General features: G+C 71.5%; 11 protein-coding genes. 10 read left to right on the top strand and 1 reads right to left on the bottom strand.

What is annotated here, in order from left to right; all coding sequences use genetic code 11:
* The first annotated feature begins 20 nt into the window (after window positions 1–20).
* From FCH28_RS01810 to FCH28_RS01800, 3 genes are all read left to right on the top strand, one after another.
* Entirely contained in the window at window positions 21–7,583 is a 7,563-nt protein-coding gene (locus FCH28_RS01810) for a type I polyketide synthase (RefSeq protein WP_136737869.1), read from the top strand.
* A gap of 191 nt (window positions 7,584–7,774) precedes the next feature.
* Entirely contained in the window at window positions 7,775–9,346 is a 1,572-nt protein-coding gene (locus FCH28_RS01805; protein ID WP_136737868.1) for an MFS transporter, read from the top strand.
* Window positions 9,343–10,086, top strand: a complete 744-nt coding sequence (locus tag FCH28_RS01800; protein WP_136737867.1) for a hypothetical protein — start codon at window positions 9,343–9,345, stop codon at window positions 10,084–10,086. The genes FCH28_RS01805 and FCH28_RS01800 overlap by 4 nt, the downstream gene beginning before the upstream one ends.
* Here FCH28_RS01800 and FCH28_RS01795 read toward each other — a convergent pair.
* Window positions 10,080–11,789: a hydrogenase maturation protein gene (locus tag FCH28_RS01795; RefSeq protein ID WP_136737866.1), complete on the bottom strand. Its 1,710-nt coding sequence runs from the start codon at window positions 11,787–11,789 to the stop codon at window positions 10,080–10,082. The two genes, FCH28_RS01800 and FCH28_RS01795, sit on opposite strands and share 7 nt — an antisense overlap.
* Window positions 11,790–12,187: 398 nt before the next feature.
* On the opposite strand from FCH28_RS01795, the gene FCH28_RS37870 reads away from it, so the two are divergent.
* From FCH28_RS37870 to FCH28_RS01765, 7 genes are all read left to right on the top strand, one after another.
* Window positions 12,188–12,343, top strand: a complete 156-nt coding sequence (locus FCH28_RS37870; RefSeq protein WP_169314018.1) for a hypothetical protein — start codon at window positions 12,188–12,190, stop codon at window positions 12,341–12,343.
* A gap of 171 nt (window positions 12,344–12,514) precedes the next feature.
* Complete coding sequence (locus FCH28_RS01790; RefSeq protein ID WP_136737865.1) at window positions 12,515–13,753, top strand: phenylacetate--CoA ligase family protein; 1,239 nt, start codon at window positions 12,515–12,517, stop codon at window positions 13,751–13,753.
* Window positions 13,754–13,790: 37 nt separating this feature from the next.
* A complete protein-coding gene (locus FCH28_RS01785; RefSeq protein ID WP_136737864.1) occupies window positions 13,791–14,300 on the top strand; it encodes a glycine-rich domain-containing protein in 510 nt (169 codons plus the stop codon).
* Window positions 14,301–15,641, top strand: a complete 1,341-nt coding sequence (locus FCH28_RS01780) for an MFS transporter (RefSeq protein ID WP_136737863.1) — start codon at window positions 14,301–14,303, stop codon at window positions 15,639–15,641. It begins immediately after the preceding gene.
* A 255-nt stretch (window positions 15,642–15,896) separates the two neighbouring features.
* A complete protein-coding gene (locus FCH28_RS01775; RefSeq protein WP_136737862.1) occupies window positions 15,897–16,319 on the top strand; it encodes a hypothetical protein in 423 nt (140 codons plus the stop codon).
* 93 nt (window positions 16,320–16,412) lie between these two features.
* On the top strand, window positions 16,413–17,015 hold the full coding sequence (locus tag FCH28_RS01770) for a carbonic anhydrase (protein ID WP_136737861.1): 603 nt from the start codon (window positions 16,413–16,415) through the stop codon (window positions 17,013–17,015).
* A 17-nt stretch (window positions 17,016–17,032) separates the two neighbouring features.
* Complete coding sequence (locus FCH28_RS01765) at window positions 17,033–18,502, top strand: SulP family inorganic anion transporter (RefSeq protein ID WP_136737860.1); 1,470 nt, start codon at window positions 17,033–17,035, stop codon at window positions 18,500–18,502.
* Window positions 18,503–18,553 lie beyond the last annotated feature (51 nt).

Raw genomic sequence — 18,553 nt, 5'->3', positions numbered from 1 at the left:
CCACGTTTGGGGTATCTCCCATGTCTGCACCCGCCGAAATCTCCGACCGCTCGCCCTCCCCGGATACCCATGTCGACGCCGTGGCGATCGTGGGGGCCGGGCTGCGCCTGCCGGGCGGTATCGACTCCCTGGAGGCACTGTGGCAGGCGCTCGACGAGGGCCGGGATCTGGTCGGCGAGGTGCCGGCGGACCGCTTCGAGGCCGACCGCTTCACCGATCCGGTGCCCGGGCGGCGGGCGAAGTCCTACACCTCGGCCGGCGGCTTCCTCAAGGACGTGACGGGCTTCGACGCGGGCTTCTTCGGGATCTCACCACGGGAGGCGGCCAGGCTGGATCCGCAGCACCGGTTGTTGTTGGAGTGCGCGGTCGAGGCACTGGACGATGCGGCGATCGCCCCGGCCACGGTGGCGGGCGGTGACGCCGCGGTCGTGATGGGAATCTCCGCCCACGACTACGCCGATCTGCAACACCGCCGGGCGGTGGAGCCCAACCCTTACAGCGTGAGCGGCATCGCAGGGTGCAATGCGGCGAACCGGGTCTCGTACCACTTCGATCTGCACGGCGCGTCGATGGCTGTGGACACCGCGTGCGCCTCCGCGTTGACGGCGGTGCATCAGGCGTGTGAGGAGCTGCGCTCGGGCCGAAGCGGCCTGGCGCTGGCCGGCGGGGTGAACGTGCTGATCAGCCCCGCGGGGTTCGTGGGGTTCTCGCACGCCTCGATGCTGTCGCCGACGGGCCGGTGCCGGCCGTTCTCCGCCGACGCGGACGGTTTCGTACGGGCCGAGGGCGCGGGCGTGGTGGTGCTCAAGCCGTTGTCCGCGGCCCTGGCCGACGGTGACCGGGTGCACGCGGTGATCCGGTCCAGCGGGGCGAACACCGACGGCCGTACCCAGGGCCTGGCACTCCCCAACGCCCGCGCCCAAGCCGCTCTGCTGGAGCGGGTGTACGCGCAGGCGGGCATCGATATGACACAGGTCGCCTATGTGGAGGCGCATGGCACCGGGACGCAGGCCGGCGACCCGGTCGAGTGCGAGTCGCTGGGCCGGACGCTCGGCCGCGGGCGGTCGGGGGCGGCGCTGCCCGTGGGGTCGGTGAAGTCCAACCTCGGTCACCTGGAGGCGGCGTCGGGTATCGCGGGGCTGATGAAGGCACTGCTGGTGCTGCGCCACCAGTGGATTCCGACGTCGCTGCACACCCAGCCGCCCAATGCGGCGATCGACTTCTCCGGCCTGGGGATCGAGCCGGTCGCCACGGCACGGAGGTTGGGCGGGGAGGGCCGCGGCCTGGTGGGGGTGAACGGTTTCGGCTTCGGCGGGGCCAACGCCCATGTCGTCCTTGCCGCACCGCCCTCCCAGGAGCCGGCCGCGCGGGCCGGTGAGACGGCCGCCCCGGCCGGGCGGGAGGCGGCCGAGCTCGATCACACCACGCCGGACGTACGGGTTCCGGTACTGGTCTCGGCCCGCACCGGCGAAGCGGTCGCCGCGGCCGCGTCCCGTCTGGCGGAGCACATGGAGGACACCCAAGTCGGCCTGTACGACGTGGCGTTCACGACATGCGAGCGCCGCGGCCGGTACGAGCACCGGGCGGCCGTACTGGCCGCCGACGTCACCGAGGCGGCAGCGGGGCTGCGTGCACTGGCGGCCGGTGATCCCACACCGGCGGGCGCGACGGGCGAAGCGGTGGCGGGCGGGCGGATCGGCTTCGTCTTCGCCGGCAACGGCCCCCAGTGGCTGGGCATGGGCCAGGAGATGCTGGCGCACGACGAGGCGTTCCGGGCCGAAATCACGGCGATCGACGGGGAGTTGCGGGCCCGGCTCGGCTGGTCCGTGCTGGATGAGATGGCCCAGCCGGGCGACGCCGAACAGTGGCAGCGTGCGGAGACCGCCCAGCCCCTGCTGTTCGCGCTTCAGGCCGGTGTGGTGGCCGCGCTGGCCGAGCGGGGCGTCAGCCCGTCCGCGGTGGCCGGGCACAGCGTGGGCGAGATCAGCGCCGCCTACTGCGCGGGGGTCCTGGACCGGGCCACGGCCTGCCAGGTGATCGCCGAACGCAGCCGGGCCCAGGGCAGGACTGCCGGGTCCGGCCGGATGGCAGCCGTCAACATGAGCCGGGAAGACACCGAGCTGCTGCTTGCCGACCCCGCTTATGCGGATCAGCTGGTGGTGGCGGGCATCAACAGCGACCGGGACGTGACGCTCGCGGGCGACCCCGAGGCGCTGGCCGCGGTGGGCCGCGTCATGGACGAACGCGGGGTGTTCTTCCGCGACTTGGGGCTGGACTACGCGTTCCACAGTCCGGCGATGGACCCGGTCGGCCCCCTGCTCAAGGACGCGCTGATGGGCATCGCGCCGAGCACCGGCCGTATCCCGGTCGTGTCATCCGTCACCGGCGAGCGTCTGGACGGTACGCGGGCCGACGCCGACTACTGGTGGCGCAACATTCGCGAGCCGGTCCGCTTCGCCGATGCCGCCCACGCGCTGGTGGACACCGAGGGATGTGACGTCCTCGTCGAGATCGCCCCGCACCCGGCCCTGGGGACCTACCTGCGCCGCACCGCCGCCGCACACCGGCAGTCGATCGCCGTGGTCCCCACGCTCAGCCGCACCTGTGCAGGACCGGCGGCCCTGGACAGCGCCCTGGCCCAGTTGATCGCCGTCGGCGCGGACCTGGACCTGTCGCGGTACTTCCCCCGCCGCGGGACGGTGGTGGATCTGCCGGCCTACCCGTGGCAACACGAGCGGCACTGGACCGGCGACCCCTCCTGGTGGCATCAGGACGCCACGGACGACGCGCCGGGCACCGCCGAGGAGCACCCGCTGCTGGGTGCCCGTCAGCCGTCGGCGCAGCCGTCGTGGCACCAGCCGCTCGACGCCGTCCGGCTGCCCTGGCTCAAGGACCACCTGGTCGGCACGTCGGTCGTGGTGCCCGCCGCCGCCTACGTCGACATGGCCGTCGCCGCGGCGCAGGCGACCCATGAGCAGGACGCGGTGGAGATCGCCGGGTTGAACATCCACCGGGCCCTGACGCTTCCACTGGACGACCCCGCGATCGAGGTGCGACTGCACGCCGGCCTCGCCCACGACGGTCTGTTCAGCGTCTCCAGCCGTTCCGGGCGAGGTGCGGACTGGGGAGAGCACGCGCGCTGCCGGGTACGCCGTCTCTTCGCCGACCCGCCACCCGCCCTCGACGTCGCCGGCCTGCGGAAACGGCTGGCCGGCCCGATGCCCGCCGAGGAGCACTACGCCCTCTGCGCGCGGGCGGGCCTGCCGTACGGCCCCGACTTCCAGGTCCTGCAAGCCCTGCACACCGGATCGACGGAAGTCGTGGCCGACTATGCCGCGGTCGCCGACACCCGCGGGCACGCCGCTCACCCCACTCTGGTGGACGGCGCTCTGCAGGCCGTGCTGCCGCTGTTGGTCACTCAGGTGACCGAGCCGGTGCCGTTCCTGCCCACCGGCATCGACGACATCCGCTGCTGGCGGCCGCTCCCCGACACGGGTGTGGTGTATGCGCGCACCCGCTCCGTGGCCGACCGCGAAGCCGTCTTCGACGTCACCCTCGCCACCACGGACGGGCAGGTCGTGCTGGAGCTGACCGGCTGCCGCCTACGACGTTTCGATACGGCGCCCCCGGCCCATCAGGGCCCGCTGACGGAGGTGCTGCGCGCCGCGCCCCTGCCTACGACACCGCATCGCCCGGCCCCTCTGCCCGCCCCCGGCGAGGTCGTCGCGGCGTGCGCGACCGGCATCGGCCGGCTCTCCGCACAGTGGCAGGACGTCCCCTACGCCGCCTACCGCGACCTGGTCACGGAGATGTCCGCCCACTACACCGCGGACGCCGTACGGGAGATCCTGCCCGGCCGGGAGGTGTTCTCGGTGGTCGACCTGCTCGAAGGCGGCGTCGATCCCAAGCACCGGCGGTTCCTGGGCACGCTGCTCGCGTCCGCGCAGAAGCACGGCGTTCTCACCGCCGTCCACGAGGGACAGTGGCGCATCCCCGCCGCGTCGGCCGCTCAGGAGATCTTCCAGCGCCTGCTGCACGAACTGCCCGCCTTCGGGCCGGTCACCCACGTGTACGCGGTGTGCGGACGCCATCTGCCGGCCGTGCTGCAAGGCCGGCAGGATCCACTGGAGTTGCTGTTCAGCGACGCCGATGGGCTCGCCGCCCGGTTCTACGACCATTGGCCGGCGGCACAGCACCTGAACCGCACCGGCGCCGAAGTGCTGCGCGCGCTGGTGGCCGGGTGGCCGAAGGACCGTCCGCTTCGGGTTCTGGAGGTCGGCGCGGGCACCGGCGGCATCACCGCCCACCTGCTTCCCCATCTCCCGCCCGAGCGCACCCACTACACGTACACGGACATCTCCGCGGCGTTCTTCCCCAAGGCGCAGTCCCGCTTCGCCGCCTTCGACGCCCTCACATACCGGTGCCTGGACCTGGAGGCCGACCCCGCCGCGCAGGGCTTCGCCGACGCCGCGTTCGACCTGGTGATCGCCTCCAACGTCCTGCATGCCACCGGCGACCTGGACCGAACGATGCGGCGGATCGCGGGTCTCCTCGCCGACGGCGGACACCTCCTGGCCCTCGAATCCCACGGCGATGACTTGGTGACCCAGATCTTCGGCATGCTGGACAGCTACTGGACCGCCACCGACCACCAGCTGCGCCCGCACAGCCCGCTGCTGTCCCGTGACGCCTGGCCCCCGCTGCTGGGGGCGTGCGGCTTCGCCGAAACCGTCCTGGTCGAGAGCATGACCGGCCCGGTCCGCGACGACTTCTCGGTGCTTCTCGCGTCCCGCGCACCCCGCCCGCACCCCGCCACCATGCCTCCTCAGGCCGTTCCCGCTGCCGAGGACGGACGGCAGTGGCTGCTGACGGCGACGGCACAAGCCGACGACGAGCCACGGGCGTTGAAGGACGCGGCACGGGAGTTGTCGCATGAGGACGTGCCAGGTGCCGTGCCTCCCGAACAGGTTCACTGCGCCACGGCCGGCGACGACGTCGAGCAGTGGGCCGGCCTGCTGGCGCAGCGCAGCGGCCCCGTCGACATCGTGCTCCTCACCGGCGATCCGGACACGGACTGCCCGGAGCAGGTGACCACCACGGCAGTCCGTCACTGTGCCGTTCTGCGGGCGGTGGCCACCGCCTGCGCGCAGGCCGAGGACCGTGTCCAGGCGACGTTGTGGCTGGTCACCCCGGCCACCCCCGATAGCGCGGACGGCCTGCCCATCCTGCCGGCGGCCTCCGCCACGGCGTGGGGAGCCGCCCGCAGTCTCGCCAACGAACAGCCCACGCTCGCGGTGCGGCGCATCGCCCTCGTCTCGGCCGGAGGCGACCCCGGCGCGCCGAACCGGCGGTTGCTGCGGGAACAGTTGCTGCACGAACTGGTCGCCAGGCCGGAGGACGACGAGGTCTTCCTCACTCCGCGGGGCCGCTTCGTTCCCCGGCTGCGCCCGGTCGGCGACCTCGTCCCGGCGCAGCACCCCGCCGGCGACGCCCCCGCGGCGTACGCCCTGGAACTGCACGACGTCGGTCTGCGCTACCGCATGAACTGGACGGCCGTCGACGTGCCCGTACCCGCGGCCGGCCAGGTGCTGGTCGAGGTGCGGGCCGTCGGGCTGAACTACCGGGACATCATGATCGCCACCGGACTGGTGCCCGCCGACTTCAGCAGTCTCGCGCCGGGCAGGGCGAGCGTGGGCCTGGAGTGCGCCGGAACCGTGGCCGCGGTCGGCCCTGGTGTGACCGGCGTGACCGTGGGAGACCGCGTCGCGGGGCCGGTGATCGGCAGTCTCGGCTCCCATGGTCTGAGCCACGCCGAGCTGCTGGTGCCCCTCCCCGACGACATGTCGTTCGCCGATGCCGCGACGGTGTCCGTCGCCTTCCTGACGGCGCTCTACGGCCTCTCCCACCTGGCCCGGCTCGCTCCCGGAGAGACCGTGCTGGTGCACGGCGCCGCGGGCGGCGTCGGACTTGCGGCACTGCAACACGCCCGGCAGGTGGGCGCCAAGGTCATCGCCTCGGCCGGTACGCCCGCCAAGCGTGAGCTGCTCCAACTCCTCGGCGCCGACCACGTCCTGGATTCGCGCAGCCTGCACTTCGGCGACGAGGTCAAGCAGCTCACCGACGGCGCCGGGGTCGACGTGGTGCTCAACTCCCTTGCCGGAGAGGCGATGGTGCGCAGCCTGGAGCTGCTCAAGCCTCAGGGCCGGTTCCTGGAACTGGGCAAGCGCGACTTCCTGGCCGACAACTCCCTGCCGCTCTCCCCGTTCCTGCGCGACATCGCCTTCTTCGGCGTCGACATCACCAAGCTGCTCACCCAGAACTCACCCCTCGTTCACACGCTGCTGGAGACGCTGCGTGACCGGCTGGAATCCGGTGCCCTCCGCCCGCTGCCGCACCTCACCTTCCCGGCGTCCCGCGTCGCCGAAGCCTTCGGTTGCCTGCACCACTCCCGGCACATCGGCAAGGTCGTGGTGACCTTCGACGCCCCGGTGGCCGTCGCGCCCGAGGAGCGCACGCCCGCTCCGGACCCGGAAGCCGTGTACTTGATCACCGGCGGCCTCGGCGGGTTCGGGGCGGCCACCGCCCTGCATCTGGCCTCGCGCGGCGCCCGCCATCTGGCGCTGGTCGGTCGCCGTGGCGCGGACGCCCCCGAGGCCGCCCAGGTGACGGCGCAACTCCAGGCCCAGGGCTGCCAGGTGCGCGCCTACGCCGCGGATGCCGCGGACCCGGTCGCCATGCGCGGCGTGCTGGACGACATCGATGCCTCCGGGCGGCGCCTGGGCGGGATCGTCCACGCGGCCATGGTCCTCGAAGACGGCCTGCTGACCGAGCTGTCCGACGAACGCATCCGGGCCGTGCTGCGCCCCAAGCTCACCGGCGGACACGTCCTGGACGGCCTCGCCCGCGATCGGGACCTGGACTTCTTCACCGTCTACAGCTCCGCTTCCGCACTCACCGGGAACGCCGGGCAAGGCGCGTACGCAGGGGCCAACATGGCACTGGAAGCCCTGGTGCGCCGGCGCCGGGCCGCGGGGCTGCCGGCCCAGGCCGTGCAGTGGGGTGTGATCAGCGACGCCGGCTATGTGCGGCGTGAGGGTCTCTTGACCGGTCTGCAGGCGCTCGGGTCCACCGGGTGCACGGCCGAGGAATCCCTGACCGCTTGGGACCGTCTCCCCGTGCACCGCGGGATGGAGGTCCTGGCCCTCAGCCCTGGCGACTTCGGTCTGCTGAACGCGACGCTGCCTGCCCTGTCCGCACCGCGCACCGCCGCCCTGCTGCCCGTCCAGGAACGCAGCGCGGACGCCGAGACCCTCGGCCAGGAGCTGGCCTCGGCCACCCCCGAGGAAGCCGTCGCGCTCATCGAGAACGCCCTGGCGGAGGTCCTGGCCGACGTGCTGCAGACCACCGCCGACCGGATCGACCCGCATCGGCCCTGGGACCAGCTCGGTATGGACTCCCTCATGAACGCTGAACTGACCGCCATCCTGCACCGTCGGTTCGGATGGGACGTCCCCCCGGTCGAGATCGCCGGCATGACACACCTGACCGCACTCGCCGAGCGCATCCAGCGCACCCTGTCCTGATCCCCCCGTCCCCCGCACTCCCCCACGACTCCGAGGGCATCCCTGGTGACTTCCCCGCCCCTTTCCGGTTCTGGCTCCGCCGCCCGGCGCGGGCAGCCGAGCCCGTCCCTCCCGGCACCGCACCCGGACGGCTGCGCCACCCGGCCGGCCCGGCAGCTGCTCGACGACCCCCCTGGCGTCGGTGACTTCGGATGAGCGGCCCCGGCACGAGAACCCGGCGTCGCGCGGCCACCGTGGTCGTCTGCCTGGGACTGTTCCTCCTCGGACTGGATCTGACGGTCCTCAACGTGGCGGTCCCCGAACTCAAGCAGGACCTGTCACCGACCATGGCGCAGGTCCAGTGGATCGTCGCCGCCTACGGCCTGGTCCTGGGGGGCACGGTCCTGTCCACCGGCGCGCTCACCGACCGCATCGGACGGCGCCGCGCCTACTGCTCCGGGCTCGCCCTCTGCGGGGTCACCTCCATCCTGGGGGCGACCGGCCACGACGCCGGGCAGGTCATCGCCGCACGCGGCGGCATGGGTGCCGGGGCCGCGCTGCTCATGCCCTCCACCTTGTCCATCATCACCAACCTCTTCCCCGAGACCGCGCTGCGCCGCAGGGCGATCGCGCTGTGGGCCGGGATCGGCAGCCTGGGCGGACTGGCCGGGCCGGTCATCGGCGGCTGGCTGGTCGAGCAGTTCTCCTGGCACGCCGCGTTCTGGATCAATGTGCCGGTCGCCGCGACCGCGATCCTCCTCGCATGGTGGCTGGTCCCCGAATCCCGTGCCGCCGCTCCCGAGCCCGTCGACGTGCCCGGTGCGCTGCTGGCCGCCGCCGGACTGCTCGCCCTCGTCTGGGGCATCATCGAGGGGCCCGGTCTCGGCTGGACCAGCCCTCCCGTGCTCGCCGCCTTCGCCGCCGCCGCCGTACTCAACAGCTGCTTCCTGCTGTGGCAGGCCCGCTGCCCGCACCCGATGCTGCCGCTGCGCTTCCTGCGCGACCTGCGCATCAGCGGCAGCGCGCTCGCCCTGTCACTGATGGCCTTCGCCCTGCTCGGCGCACTGTTCGTCCTCACGCTCTATCTCCAGGGCATCCTCGGCTACACCCCCCAGCAAGCCGGCATCCGCACCCTGCCGCTGGCGGGCGCGCTGGCCGCGGGGGCGGTGACCACCCTTCCCCTGCTCGCCCGGGGCGGAGCGAAGGTCCCCATCGTGTGCGGACTGGCCCTGGTGACCGCCGCGTTCGCCGTCCTCGCCACGACGGAGACCGGCTCCGGCTACCCCCGCATTGCCCTCTTCCAGCTGATCGCCGGATTCGGCGCGGGTCTGATCGCCGCGGCCGGCACCGAGACGGTCATGGCCACCATCCCGCCCGATCAGGCGGGTCTGGGCTCCGCCATCAACGACGCCACCCGCCAGGTCGGTTCGACCCTCGGCGTCGCCGTACAGGGCTCCATCCTCGCCACCGTCTACACCACCCACCTCAACGCCGACCTCGCACCACACCACCTGCCGCCCGCGCTCCTGCACACCCTCACCAACACCCCACCCTCCAGCCCCGAGGCCCTCCACCTGGCAGCCACCCCCGCCGCCGCCCACGTCCTGTCCGCCGTCCGGGACTCCTTCACCCACGCCATGACCACCACCGCACTCACCGCCGGAACCCTGGCCTTCACCGCCACCGCGGTCGCCACCTACTGGCTTGTGCGCACCCGACGCGTCCGACCCGGCCACCCGTCCTTGACCGCGGATGCCGGCCAGCAGTACCTCGCTCCGAGATGAACGTGCCAGGCGGCGGGCACGAGCCTGCTCCCGCACCGGACGATGTCCAGGCCAGAATCGGGAAACGCCTGGACGATGTCGCCAAGATCCTCGCCGGTGCCCTGGTCACGGTGGCGGGGGTCATGACCGCGCTGGGGTTGACGAGTGATGTCGTGTTCGTCGCCCTCAACAATGAGTCGTGGCCCATCTACGTGGCCTCGCTCTGCGCGATCCTCGCCATCGTGTGCAGCATCGTTGCCCTGCTCATCCACCCGACGCGGCGGGGCAACATGTGGGAGACGGTTGTCCTGACGCTCGGAGTCGTCTTCTACATGGTGGCGTTGAGCGTGGCGGTCATTGGCGCGGCCCAGGCAGCGGGCGGCAACGGGCGTCCCACGCTGACCCACGTCAAGCTCGTCGGGCCGGAATCCGGCCGAAGGCTGACCTTCGGCGTCCACGCGGACGGTGTCGACCGGTGGGCGAGCGTCAACGTGTACGTGACCCCCCTGAACGCCGACCAGGCGAATCTGCCGCACACAAACGACATCTACAACGTCAGCCTCAGGCCCAACGACAAGGGCGAGATCGAGCATCGGACGGATGTGCCGTTCGCGGCTCCGCGGGACGCCTGGGGCATCGAGATCATCGTGGTCACCGCCGGCGGCAAAGAGGAGTGCGAGGTTCGGTCGCCGCACGGGCCTACGTGCGCCGTGGTCCAGCTGCCGCAGCCGAGTCACGGTGGCGTCCCTTCGCGTCAGTGACGCCCCGACAGATGGGGCGGGGTCCCCGTCAGGGGTTCCTTGCGGACGAAGGCGCGGCGCAGGGCGTGGTAGGGCTGGTCCGGGTCGAAGAAGTTCTTGTGCATCCGGGCCAGTTCGTGCTCCCGGTAGGCGGCCAGCGGCTTTTCCGCCTCGGCGCGTTCGCGGTGGGCCTTCTTGGCGGCGATCCGGGCCTGGAGCGCGGGCGCCGACGCCGTACGGAGGGCGAGCCGCGCGGTCTGTGCGGCGAACTCCTGGGGGGCGCAGTCGATGATGCGGTCCGCCAGGCCGAGGCACTGCCCGGCCGCCGCGGTGAGCGGCAGGGCGCGTTCGGTGAGTTGCGCGGCCGCCTCGGGGCCTGCCCGGCCGGGCAGTGAGTACGTCCAGTACTCCGAGCCGTACAGCCCCATCAGCCGGTAGTGCGGGTTCAGGACGACGGCCGAGCGGCACCAGACCTCGTCGGCGGCGAGGGCCAGCATCGCGCCGCCGGCCGCGGCGTTGCCGCCGAGTGCGGCGATCACCAGTCGGTCGGTGGTCGTCAGGACGGCGTGGACGAGGTCGTCCATGGCGTTGATGTTGGCCCAGGACTCCTCGGCGGGGTCGGCGGCCGCCTCGATGACGTTGAGGTGGATGCCGTTGGAGAAGAAGTCCCGGGTGCCGCCCAGGACCAGCACGGAGGTCGGGCGGGAGCAGGCGTGGCGGTAGGCGGCGAGCAGCCGGCGGCAGTGGTCGGTGCTCATCGCCCCGCCGGGGAAGGAGAAACGCAGGAATCCGGCCGGGCCGTCCTCGTGGTAGCGGATGTCGGTCCAGGTGCGGGGCACGTCGCCCCGGGCCGTCGGGGCTGTCGGAGCCGGGATCTCGGGGAGTGCCGGCAGCCGGCCGCCCAGGGCCAGGGTGGCGGGCAGTTTGACGGCGCGCGGCTCCCCCGGGCGGCGGGCGGCCCGCAGTTCCGGGATCCACACCGCCCCGTCGACGGTCGCCCGGCAGATCGCGCCATGACGGGTGGCGAGCAGCTCGCCCGGCCGGCCGGTCAACGTGTCCTCGGGGTGGCCGCCGTGCAGAAACCATGTTCCGGCGAGGAGTTCGTCCCGCACGCCGGGCTGTGAGTCGGCGGCGCGGAGTTTGCGTACGACGGTGTCGGTCGGGTCCGTCCGCCAGTCGATACGGCGCAGGTCCTGACGGAACGGCGGCCGCGGGCAGCCGGGCTTCCGGGCGTCGGGGAGGGTGTGCTGCGGCTGCGGACGGTGGGTGCCGGACGCGAAACGGGTCACGGCCAGCAGGACGGCCTCGATCGCGGCATCCGCGATCTCGTTGCGGTAGAGGTCGCTCTTGCCCACGCCGGGGACGGGGCAGTCGGCGGACGCCCAGATGTCCCCGGCGTCCATCTCGTCGTTGGCCTGCAGGACCGTGACGCCCCAGCGGTCCGCGCCCAGGTGCACCGCCCAGTCGACCGAGGACGGTCCGCGGTCGCCGACGGGACCGGGGTGCACGATCAGGCAGGTGTACGCGGACCACACTTCCCGGGGGATGGCCGTCTTGAGCATCGGCGCCACGATCAGCTCCGGGGCGTGGCGGCGCACGGCCTCGGGGAGCGGTGTCCGCCGGGTGACCAGTTCCACGGTCACGTGGTGCCCGCTGTCGGTGAGTTCCGCGTAGACGCGTTGGGTGAGGCTGTTGAACGCGCCGGCGAGGAGCAGAATGCGCACGGCAGACTCCCGTTGACCTGGAACCGATGAACCGGTCGTGATCGTTTCGCATGACCGGCCGGCGGTCGGCGGAACCCGCTGGGCGCGTCACCCGATCGATGGCCGCGCTGCGGCCCGAGGGGGGCACCGAGCGGCGCGAGGAAGGCGCCGGGCGGCGCGGAAGTCACTGACCCGCCGAGGAAGACGAAGCCGCCGACTGACTGCGCATCAGTTAGTTCCCGGACGCGATCACCCCGTCAGATTCCCGCCATATTTGGCGCACGGAGCGTGATCCAGGTCTCGACGACATTGCCGTTCGTTGACATTGCTTTGCTCTCCTTTTACGTTCGAGTGGTGCGGCATCAGCGCAGGTCAGCGCCGCACTCCCCACACTCTTTCGGAGGTCTCGCATGTCTCGCATGGAGCAGCTCATCAAGAAGATGGCCCAGGACGAGGTCTGGCAGGGCTGGCTGGCCGCCAACTCGGCGCAGCAGGCGGCGAAGGACGGCTGCATCAGCGCCGCGCCCAAGTCCGGCTGCATAAGCGTGGCCAAGAAGACCGGCTGTATCTCCTGACCACCGTCCGGTGACCGCCGTCCGCCGGCCGGCCCGACGAGGGCCGTGGGCGGACGGCGAACACCTGGGAGTGGCCGGCGGCGTTCCCCCCGCCGCCGGCCGCCCCCGGGCGCAGCGCCCCGGCGAACGCGCCGCACCGGGCCCGCTTTCCGAGCACATACGAGGGATTCCATGGATGGTCAGCCGACCGCCGAGGTCATCGAGCAGATCCGCGACATTCCGATCTACCGCGAGTCGGTGGAGCGGGGGCACTTCCCGATACTCGACAAGCCGGAGATCGCCCGGGGCTTTCCCGACAACTGGATGACGCCCCGGCTGGCCGCGGCGCTGGAGTCCGGCGAGGCCGAGTTCGTGCTGTCCACGGGCACCAATCACGCCCGTATGCAGATCATCCGGCCCCCGTATTTCCTCCTGAACTCCTACTACCAGCTGTGGCGCGAGCACCCGGATATCGCCGAAACCTGGGAATCGGGCTGCCGACGTGTCTCGCTGACCACCGTGCTGGCGACGGAACATGTCGCCCGGGTGAACGCCGGGAAACGCGGCGCGGACCCTGCTCCGGTGCCGACCCTGGACGACCGGTGGCTCGATGCCCGTACCTGCTATCTCAATATGCGGCTCGACCCGGCGCTCTGGGAGCGCGACGAGGTGGAGCGGATGCTGGAGGAGGTCCGGACGGCCGGGCAGGCGCACCCGCGCGGCTGGTATCACCTCGACTGTTCCGGCTATCACCTGGCGCATCTGCTGCGGAAGGTGGGCGAGTGGGGGCTGTGGGACGCCTTCCCGCCGCCCGCCAGCATCATCCACGCCTACGAATACACCCCGGTGAACGTCCGGCGTTTCCTGGAGCAGCATTTCGCCTGCCCGATCATCGACCTGTTCGGCAGTACCGAGCTCGGTTATCTGTTCTTCAGCGACCGCCGCGGCCGGTACCATCCGCATCTCGACAAGATGAGCGTGGAACTCGTTCCGGTCGCGCCGGGGAGCACGATCTACCACCTCGTCGTATCCAGTGTGCGCAATCCGTATATGCCGCTGATCCGGTACCGTTCGGGAGACTGCGTACGCACCCTGGACGGTACGCCCGACCCGGCGAAGATCTCCCAATTCTGCGGCCGGGAAAAGGAATTGCTCGCCTCGCCGCGGGGCCCGGTCGCACAGGGCGACCTGGACCGATGCGTGAGCCAGGCGTCATCGCACGTCTTCGTGCACCAGATGCGGCTGATGGGCGAGGCCGAAGCCCGGCTGGCCTATACGACGTTCAACGGCGCGCCGCTCGAACCCGCCGAGGCCGCGGCGCTCGAAGACGGCATCCAGGAACTGACCGGACGGCGCTGCCGGCTGGACCACCGTGCGCATATCCCCATCGGGAAGTCGGGGAAATACGCCTGGCTGGCGCACGATTCCTGAACCCCCCTCCAGCAAGCTCACCCCGGACAGGAGAAGCATGACCACTCAGCCGCGGATATCCGCCGAGGACCTCAGGGCGCTGCTCGGCGATTCGCTGTACTCCGAGGTAGTGGCCCACTTCGCCGAAAAGACCGATGCGCCAAGGGAGTTCGTGGAGCGCCAGGTCACCGAGTGCCTGCGCTACCTCTATCTCGTCTCGCGGCACCGCGACCGGCTCAGCGGACTTTTCCTGCCGGTCGAGCAGGACATCGACGAGATCTGGCACTACCTGATCCTCCAGACCCGCGAATACCGCACGCTGTGCGAGGAACGGCTGCCGGGGAAGTTCTTCATCGAGCACCGCAGCATCGCCTACGAGGACTACCAGCAGGAACCGGGCCGGGAGCAGGCACTCGAAGAGGCCCTGCGCTGGATACCGCTGTACTGCCAGGAGTTCGGGCCCTTCGACGAGGGCGCGCTGGCGCACTGGACGATCGTCCGTTTTCTGCATGCGCAGATGGGCCTGTCCCTCACGGACATCGCGGCGCTCGAACCGATGGCTGTGTGAATGGGTAGGAACGGTACCCCGCTCCGGGCGGAAAGCCCCGCCGGTGTCCCCGCTGCCCTCCCGGCGCAGCGGAGGACTCTGGCCGTCCTGGTGTTTTCCCAGGTCCTCAGCGGTGCGGGCCTGGCGGCCGGGATCACCGTCGGCGCCCTGCTCGCCGAGGAGATGCTCGGCTCGACGGGCCTCGCCGGTGTGCCCAGCGCTCTGTTCACCGCCGGATCCGCCCTGGGTGCCGTAGCCATCGGCCGTATCTGTCAGCGCCGCGGCCGGCGGCCCGGACTCGCGCTCGGATACGGCGCCGGGGCCCTCGGCAGTCTCGGTGTCGTCGCGGCCGCGGCCCTCGGCAGCGCTCCGCTGCTGTTCCTGGCCCTGCTCGTCTACGGGGCCGGCACGTCCACCAACCTGATGGCGCGTTACGCGGGTGCGGACCTGGCCTCGCCCGCGCGCCGCGGCCGCGCCGTGAGCACCGTGCTCTTCGCGACCACGCTCGGTGCGGTCGTCGGACCCACCTTGGTGACCGCGACGGGGCAGGTGGCGCACGCGTGGGGCATTCCCCGCCTCGCCGGGCCGTTTCTGCTGGCGACCCTCGCCTTCGGGGCGGCCGCGGTCGTACTGGCCGCTCTGCTGCGCCCCGATCCGCTGCTGCTGGCCCGCGAGTTGGCGCAGGAGTCGCCGGAGCCGGGCGCCGACGGCGGCGCGGAGCAGACGGCCGCCCGCACCGACCGCCGCGGTCTGGTCACCGGCACCACCGTCATGGTTCTCACCCAACTCGTCATGATCGCGATCATGACGATGGCTCCGGTCCATATGCGGGCGCACGGGCACTCCACGCAAGCGGCCGGGCTCGTCATCGCCCTGCACGTCGGAGCGATGTTCCTGCCCTCCCCGCTCACCGGTCTGCTCGTCGACCGGATCGGCCGGACGCGGGTCGCCGCCGCGGCCGCGCTGACCCTGCTCGGCGCCGGCGCCCTCGCCGCCCTGGCGCCGCCGCACTCGGTGCCGGCCCTGGCGACGGCGCTGGTACTGCTGGGCCTCGGCTGGAACTTCGGGCTGGTCAGCGGCACCGCCATGGTCACCGACGCGCTCCCGCAGGACCGCCGCGCCTCGGCGCAGGGCCTGGTGGACGTCGGCATAGCGCTCGCCGGCGCCACTGGCGGAATGTCGTCGGGCCTGGTCGTGGCGCTGGGCGGCTACCCGGTGCTGGCACTCGCTGGCGGGGTCCTCGCGCTGGCGGTGGTGCCCGTACTCGCGCTGACGGGCCGGCGTTTACGTGCCACACCCGCCACATCCGCCACACCTGACGCGGCGCACGCCGGACTCGGGGAACAGGGGTACGCACGATGACAGGTGAAGGACGACTTCGCTTCAGTGCCACGTCAGCGGGCCGCGAGGCGGGAAAATCTCAAAACTTGGCGTCATTTTCCGTTATCACGGCGGAAACCTGGATGCTTCACTATTGGGGCAACTTTAGTCATGTGAATGATTCACTTTGGTCCTGCGGACCAACCACCTAGTCTTGTTAACGATCACCGTGACGAGCCGGCCCCCGTTGGCACCACCGGGCCGGTCGTTGCACAGCAGTCACGTCGGGGGGCGAGGATGCGGAAGGACAGCAACGGCACGCCGAGCCGACCGCTCGCACGCCTGTGCCGCATCCCGCTGACCCTGCTCGCCCTGCTCCTCGCGTTCCTGCTGGGCGGCACGGCGACGGCGCCCGATGCGCTTCCGACCGCCGCCCTCAAAAAGACGGGCGGCCAAGCGTCCGTCAGCGTGGCCTACGAGGCCGACGAAGAGGACCACAGCAAGACCAAGAACAAGAGCGACAAGCGCGACAGCAAGCGCGGGCAACCCCGCCGCACCGCGCGGTCCGCTCCCGGTGCGCCTCAGCGCATCGGCCGGCTGCTGCCTCCGAACCGGAGGGACATCGCGCCGGCCCCCGCCCACCCCTCGGCCGGCAGACCCGCCGCAGCCGCATCGAGACCGCTCGAAATCCCCGTACTGCACTGCGTTTTTCGTTGCTGAGCGCTGCCGATGGGTGGCCTGTCCCGCCCACCGGCACATCGCACGTTCCCGCCATCACCGAGATGGCACCACTTATCTGCAGGAGACCTCCTCATGGAGACCTTCATCCAGCATGCCCGGGGCCTGACGGCCCGTATCGCCGACAGGCGTGAGGACCGGGAGACTTTCGGCCGGCTCGCCGCCGGCCAGTCGCCCCTCGCGCTGTTCATCACCTGCTCCGACTCCCGGGTCATACCGTCCCTCATCACCGGCGCGCAGCCCGGTGAACTCTTCGAACTCCGGACGGCCGGCAACGCCGTCCCCGAATACCAGGAAGGCATGTCGGCCAGCTCGGAAGCCGCCACCATCGAGTACGCCATGCGCGTCCTGGGCGTCGCCGACATCGTGGTCTGCGGTCACTCGCACTGCGGCGCCGTCGGCGCGAAGATCCGCGGCGAGGACCTCACCGGCGTCCCCGCCGTACGCGACTGGCTCACGCAGCAGTTGTCCGACGCACTGCCGAAGGACGAGGAACCGACGGTCGCCGCCGCGGTCCAGCAGCACGTACGCGAACAACTCAACCGGCTGCGTCGCTACCCCTGCGTGCAGGAGCGGCTGGCCAGCGGCGAAGTGAAGCTGCACGGCTGGTTCTACGAGGTGCACACCGGCCTCGTGGTGTCACACCATCCGGACTCCGACCTGTTCCTCCCGCTGTGAAGGCGGGCCGGCATCTCATGAAGAAACTCACCTCAGTGCAACTCACCACCCTCCGGGCCGACTTCACCGCCTCCCTCGTCGTCTTCCTGGTCGCCGTCCCGCTGTGCGTCGGGGTGGCGGTCGCCTCGGGCGTACCGGCCGAACTGGGCCTGGTCACCGGCATCGTCGGCGGACTGCTCACCGGTCTGCTCCCGGGCAGCAGCCTTCAGGTCAGCGGCCCGGCCGCCGGTCTGACCGTGCTGGTCTTCGAAGCCGTCAAGGAATACGGCCTCGGCGCCCTCGGGGCGCTGGTGCTGGCGGCCGGTGTACTGCAACTGGCCATGGGCGCCCTGAAGTTGGGGCGCTGGTTCCGGGCGATCTCGGTCGCCGTCGTCCAGGGCATGCTGGCCGGCATCGGCCTGGTGCTGATCGCCGGACAGCTCTACGCCCTCACCGACGCCAAGGCGCCGGGCAGCGGGCTCGCCAACATCGGCTCCCTGCCGGGCCTGGTCGCCGACACCGTCGGCTCCGGATCCGCGCTGTCCGCGTTCGCGATCGGCGGCGGCACCATCGCCGTCCTGGTGCTGTGGCCCCGCTGGCGGCGGGCCGCTCGGGTACTGCCCGCGCCGCTGGCCGCCGTCGCACTGGCCACCACGGCGGTGTGGGTGCTGGATCTTCCGGTCGCCCGCGTCAAGGTCAGCGGTCTGCTCGGCGCGATCCAGCCGCCCGGCCTCTCCGACCTCGGCCGGCTGGCCGACGTCGGCGTCCTCGGCACGGTCCTCGCCTTCGCACTGATCGCCTCGGCCGAATCGCTGTTCAGCGCCGCCGCCGTCGACCGGCTGCACGACGGACCGCGCACCAACTACGACAAGGAGCTGATGGCCCAGGGCGCCGGCAACGCCGTCTGCGGCGTCCTCGGGGCGCTGCCGATGACCGCGGTCATCGTCCGCAGCGCGGCCAACGTCCAGGCGGGCGCCAAAACCAAGGCCTCCCGCGTACTGCACGGTGCCTGGCTGCTGCTGTTCGCGGCCGCGTTCCCGGCCGCGCTGGGTGTGGTGCCGGTCGCCGCGCTGGCCGGTGTACTCGTCCACGCGGGCTGCAAGCTCATCCCGGTGCGCGATCTGCGCCCGCTGTGGCGCGACCATCGCGGTGAGGCGGTGGTTCTGTTCGTCACCGCCATCGCCATCGTGACGATCAACATGTTCGAGGGCGTTCTCATCGGCATCCTGGCGGCCGTCGCCAAGACCGCCTGGGAGACGTCCCACGTCCATCTCGACGTCCACACCCCGGACGACGACGAGGAGCCGGTGCTGGTACGCGCCGTCGGCAACGCCACGTTCCTGCGGCTGCCGAAGATCCTCGACCAGCTCGACGCACTGCCCGCCGACCGGGACATCGAACTCGACCTCAGCGGCCTGCGTCATCTCGACCACGCCTGCGGCGCGGCCCTGACGAACTGGGCCGAACAGCACCGCCGCAGCCGACGGGCGGTGGAGCTGGTGTCGTAACACCTGCCGGCCGGCCCGCCCGGCCACCCGGTTGACTGAGTGAGTCCTATG

The organism is Streptomyces piniterrae (assembly GCF_005048155.1).
GTDB lineage: Bacteria > Actinomycetota > Actinomycetes > Streptomycetales > Streptomycetaceae > Streptomyces > Streptomyces piniterrae.
Note: the sequence above shows the minus strand (reverse complement) of the source record. Positions and strands in the feature narration are given on the sequence as shown.